This window comes from Parahalioglobus pacificus (assembly GCF_014652275.1).
Taxonomy (GTDB): domain Bacteria; phylum Pseudomonadota; class Gammaproteobacteria; order Pseudomonadales; family Halieaceae; genus Parahalioglobus; species Parahalioglobus pacificus.
On sequence record NZ_BMYM01000007.1, the window covers coordinates 1 to 5,653 of the forward strand.

General features: G+C 52.6%; 2 tRNA genes and 2 rRNA genes. All 4 read right to left on the minus strand.

The features are described from left to right. Positions 1–441: 441 nt before the first annotated feature. A 23S ribosomal RNA gene (locus tag IE089_RS15585) occupies positions 442–3,343 on the minus strand. A 348-nt stretch (positions 3,344–3,691) separates the two neighbouring features. Beyond that, positions 3,692–3,767, minus strand: a tRNA-Ala gene (locus tag IE089_RS15590). 5 nt (positions 3,768–3,772) lie between these two features. Then, a tRNA-Ile gene (locus tag IE089_RS15595) sits at positions 3,773–3,849 on the minus strand. 131 nt (positions 3,850–3,980) lie between these two features. Then, positions 3,981–5,514 (minus strand): 16S ribosomal RNA (locus tag IE089_RS15600). The 16S and 23S rRNA genes sit together here with 2 tRNA genes alongside, the layout of an rRNA operon. Between the last annotated feature and the right edge of the window lie 139 nt (positions 5,515–5,653).

Here is a 5,653-nt window from a genome sequence, read left to right on the forward strand (position 1 = left end):
CTCGCTGTGCGAGCTTGAGCCGATGTTTACAAGGTCCAACTTGACCTACTTTGAGTCACAAGCGTTGCTTGTGATCGCTTCGCGAGGGCCTGCCCCGCTTTATCGGGTACGCCTTTGGCGTCCCCTCCCCGCACTTTCAGTGCAGGGTCGGTCACAGGTCAGGACGGAACAGAGAATCATCACAATCCTAAAAAACAAAACCCCCAGCTGTTTGCAGCTGGGGGTTCTCTTTTTTAGAAGCCTGGCGATGATTCCAATGCTCTATGGTCGCCAGGCAAACTGGCTTGCTGTCGTTGGTCTCACGTCTAATGACTGCCTCGTCTCAACAAATAGGACGGTAAATTAAGCTGTCTGTTCTTTCGTGTCTCTCAACACCGGACTTGTCACAACATCCTCTGTCTTCTTTCAGATGGCATACACCACCCAAATAACTTGGATTATATGGTCAAGCCTCACGGGCAATTAGTACTGGTTAGCTCAACGCCTTACAACGCTTCCACACCCAGCCTATCAACCTTGTAGTCTTCAAGGGCCCTTCAGGAGGTTCAAGACCTCAGGGAGAACTTATCTTGGGAGGGGCTTCCCGCTTAGATGCTTTCAGCGGTTATCCTGTCCGAACATAGCTACCGGGCAATGCGTCTGGCGACACAACCCGAACACCAGAGGTTCGTCCACTCCGGTCCTCTCGTACTAGGAGCAGCTTCCCTCAATTCTCCAACGCCCACGGCAGATAGGGACCGAACTGTCTCACGACGTTCTAAACCCAGCTCGCGTACCACTTTAAATGGCGAACAGCCATACCCTTGGGACCGGCTTCAGCCCCAGGATGTGATGAGCCGACATCGAGGTGCCAAACACCGCCGTCGATGTGAACTCTTGGGCGGTATCAGCCTGTTATCCCCGGAGTACCTTTTATCCGTTGAGCGACGACCCTTCCATTCAGAATCGCCGGATCACTAAGACCTACTTTCGTACCTGCTCGTCTTGTCAGACTCGCAGTCAAGCGCGCTTGTGCCTTTACACTAACCTCATGATTTCCGACCATGATTAGCGCACCTTCGTGCTCCTCCGTTACTCTTTGGGAGGAGACCGCCCCAGTCAAACTACCCACCACACACTGTCCTCGATCCGGATAACGGAACTAAGTTAGAACCTCAACATTACCAGGCTGGTATTTCAAGGACGGCTCCACGATGGCTGGCGCCACCGCTTCAAAGCCTCCCAGCTATCCTACACAAGTAAGGTCAAAGTCCAGTGTGAAGCTGTAGTAAAGGTTCACGGGGTCTTTCCGTCTAGCCGCGGGTACACTGCATCTTAACAGCGATTTCAATTTCACTGAGTCTCGGGTGGAGACAGTGTGGCCATCGTTACGCCATTCGTGCAGGTCGGAACTTACCCGACAAGGAATTTCGCTACCTTAGGACCGTTATAGTTACGGCCGCCGTTTACCGGGGCTTCGATCAAGAGCTTCTCCGAAGATAACCCCATCAATTAACCTTCCGGCACCGGGCAGGCGTCACACCCTATACGTCCACTTACGTGTTTGCAGAGTGCTATGTTTTTAATAAACAGTCGCAGCCACCTGGTCACTTCGGCCAGCCCGGGCTTAGAGAGCAAGTCTCATCACCCAAACCGGCGTACCTTCTCCCGAAGTTACGGTACCATTTTGCCTAGTTCCTTCACCCGAGTTCTCTCAAGCGCCTTGGTATTCTCTACCTGATCACCTGTGTCGGTTTACAGTACGGTTCCTTTATATCTGAAGCTTAGAGGCTTTTCCTGGAAGCATGGCATCAACCACTTCACTCGCAGCTTTCGCTTTGAGCTCGTCATCGGCTCTCGGCCTTAGCAACCCGGATTTACCTAAGTCACCAGCCTACAACCTTAAACAGGGACAACCAACGCCCTGATGGCCTAGCCTTCTCCGTCCCCCCATCGCAATATAAAGAAGTGCAGGAATATTAACCTGCTTCCCATCGACTACGCATTTCTGCCTCGCCTTAGGGGCCGACTTACCCTGCGCCGATTAGCGTTGCGCAGGAAACCTTGATCTTCCGGCGGGGAGGTTTTTCACCCCCCTTATCGTTACTCATGTCAGCATTCGCACTTCTGATACCTCCAGCAAACCTCCCGGTTCACCTTCAACGGCTTACAGAACGCTCCTCTACCATGCATGCAAGCATGCATCCGCAGCTTCGGTTACCAATTTAGCCCCGTTACATCTTCCGCGCAGGCCGACTCGACTAGTGAGCTATTACGCTTTCTTTAAAGGATGGCTGCTTCTAAGCCAACCTCCTAGCTGTCTAAGCCTTCCCACATCGTTTCCCACTTAATTGGTATTTGGGACCTTAGCTGGCGGTCTGGGTTGTTGCCCTCTCGACGACGGACGTTAGCACCCGCCGTCTGTCTGCCGTGATTGTACTCCTGGGTATTCGGAGTTTGCATGGGGTTGGTAAGTCGGGATGACCCCCTAGCCCAAACAGTGCTCTACCCCCCAGGGTAAGACACGACGCTCTACCTAAATAGATTTCGAGGAGAACCAGCTATCTCCGGGCTTGATTAGCCTTTCACTCCGATCCACAGCTCATCCCCTAATTTTTCAACATTAGTGGGTTCGGGCCTCCAGTCAGTGTTACCTAACCTTCACCCTGGCCATGGATAGATCGCCCGGTTTCGGGTCTATTGCCAGCAACTGAACGCCCTATTAAGACTCGGTTTCCCTACGCCTCCCCTAAACGGTTAAGCTTGCTACTGACAATAAGTCGCTGACCCATTATACAAAAGGTACGCAGTCACCCCGAAGGGCTCCCACTGCTTGTACGCACACGGTTTCAGGTTCTATTTCACTCCCCTCTCCGGGGTTCTTTTCGCCTTTCCCTCACGGTACTGGTTCACTATCGGTCAGTCAGGAGTATTTAGCCTTGGAGGATGGTCCCCCCATCTTCAGTCAAGATATCACGTGTCCCGACCTACTTATCGCAAGCTTAGTACCACAGCAACGTTTTCGTGTACGGGGCTATCACCCTCTATCGCCGGACTTTCCAGACCGTTCCACTAACATCGCTGATATCACTTGCAGGCTGATCCCCGTTCGCTCGCCGCTACTAAGGGAATCTCAATTGATTTCTCTTCCTAAGGGTACTTAGATGTTTCAGTTCCCCTCGTTCGCCCCCTTAACCTATGTATTCAGTTAAGGGTACCTGGCTTACACCAGGTGGGTTTCCCCATTCGGACATTCCCGGATCAAAGGTTGGTTACCACCTCCCCGGGACTTTTCGCAGGTTCCAACGTCCTTCGTCGCCTCTGACTGCCAAGGCATCCACCGTATGCGCTTAGTCGCTTGACCATATAACCGAAGTTATTTGTTCAAGAAGACAGTTCCCTGGCCCCCTTTGGCAAAGACCAGGTACTTCGTTAGATACACGCCGATCAAAGCGTGCATCCGCCGGATGTTGTGACGCTTAAGTCACAGTGTTGTATTACAACTCGTGTAGCAACGGGGAATTGAAACCCGTCACTACAGAACAATTTATCTATGAACTGTATCGCTCACCTTCACTCCCCGAAGAGAGGCCGGTGTGCAATCTCAGTCCAAAGACTCAGCTTAATCTACCTTGTTAAAGAACTTTCCGGTCGTTAAAACCAGAACACAATGCACACACATGCATTGTGTTCTGACTTCAAACTGCAAAAGTGGTGGAGCTACGCGGGATCGAACCGCGGACCTCTTGAATGCAAATCAAGCGCTCTCCCATCTGAGCTATAGCCCCGTATGTGGTAGGCCTGGGCAGATTTGAACTGCCGACCTCACCCTTATCAGGGGTGCGCTCTAACCAACTGAGCTACAGGCCTAAATTCCGCACCCCAACGGGCCACAGTACGCCTGCAGCTGAAGTGCAAACCAGCACCGTGTTTCTCTTGCAGTATCCAGAGTTAGATGAAGACAAATGTGTGAACACTTGAAGAAGCAAGTCACTATCGTTTAAGGAGGTGATCCAGCCCCAGGTTCCCCTAGGGCTACCTTGTTACGACTTCACCCCAGTCATGAATCACTCCGTGGTGATCGTCCCCCCGAAGGTTAGACTAACCACTTCTGGAGCAACCCACTCCCATGGTGTGACGGGCGGTGTGTACAAGGCCCGGGAACGTATTCACCGCGACATTCTGATTCGCGATTACTAGCGATTCCGACTTCATGGAGTCGAGTTGCAGACTCCAATCCGGACTACGAAACGTTTTGTGGGATTCGCTCCCCCTCGCGGGTTCGCTGCCCTCTGTGCGTTCCATTGTAGCACGTGTGTAGCCCAGGTCGTAAGGGCCATGATGACTTGACGTCGTCCCCACCTTCCTCCGGTTTGTCACCGGCAGTCTCCTTAGAGTTCTCAGCATTACCTGCTAGCAACTAAGGACAAGGGTTGCGCTCGTTACGGGACTTAACCCAACATCTCACGACACGAGCTGACGACAGCCATGCAGCACCTGTCACAGAGTTCCCGAAGGCACCAATCCATCTCTGGAAAGTTCTCTGGATGTCAAGACCTGGTAAGGTTCTTCGCGTTGCATCGAATTAAACCACATGCTCCACCGCTTGTGCGGGCCCCCGTCAATTCATTTGAGTTTTAACCTTGCGGCCGTACTCCCCAGGCGGTCTACTTAGTGCGTTAGCTGCGCCACCAAGGACTCACGTTCCCCAACGGCTAGTAGACATCGTTTACGGCGTGGACTACCAGGGTATCTAATCCTGTTTGCTCCCCACGCTTTCGCACCTCAGCGTCAGTGTCGAGCCAGGAGGCCGCCTTCGCCACCGGTATTCCTCCACATATCTACGCATTTCACCGCTACACGTGGAATTCTACCTCCCTCTCTCGCACTCTAGTCGACCAGTATCGGATGCAGTTCCCAGGTTGAGCCCAGGGCTTTCACATCCGACTTAATAAACCGCCTACGCGCGCTTTACGCCCAGTAATTCCGATTAACGCTTGCACCCTCCGTATTACCGCGGCTGCTGGCACGGAGTTAGCCGGTGCTTCTTCTAAAGGTAACGTCACAGCTAGCCGTTATTAACGACTAACCTTTCCTCCCAATTGAAAGTGCTTTACAACCCTAAGGCCTTCTTCACACACGCGGCATGGCTGCGTCAGGCTTTCGCCCATTGCGCAATATTCCCCACTGCTGCCTCCCGTAGGAGTCTGGGCCGTGTCTCAGTCCCAGTGTGGCTGATCATCCTCTCAGACCAGCTAAAGATCGTCGCCTTGGTGAGCCTTTACCTCACCAACTAGCTAATCTTACGCAGGCTCATCCAATAGCACGAGGCCCGAAGGTCCCCCGCTTTCCCCCGTAGGGCGTATGCGGTATTAGCAGCCGTTTCCGACTGTTGTCCCCCACTACTGGGTAGATTCCTACGCGTTACTCACCCGTCCGCCGCTCTACTCACCCCGAAGGGCTTTCTCGCTCGACTTGCATGTGTTAGGCCTGCCGCCAGCGTTCAATCTGAGCCATGATCAAACTCTTCAGTTTAATCTTTAACCTCTACTCATAAGAGCAAGAGGAGGCAGTTACGTGGTAACCCCACTTACTACCCAAAATCTCGGCTCAGACACAATTCGAAATCAATGTTCCATAAAACTATGAATCAATGGTCACTTGTTGTGTCTGA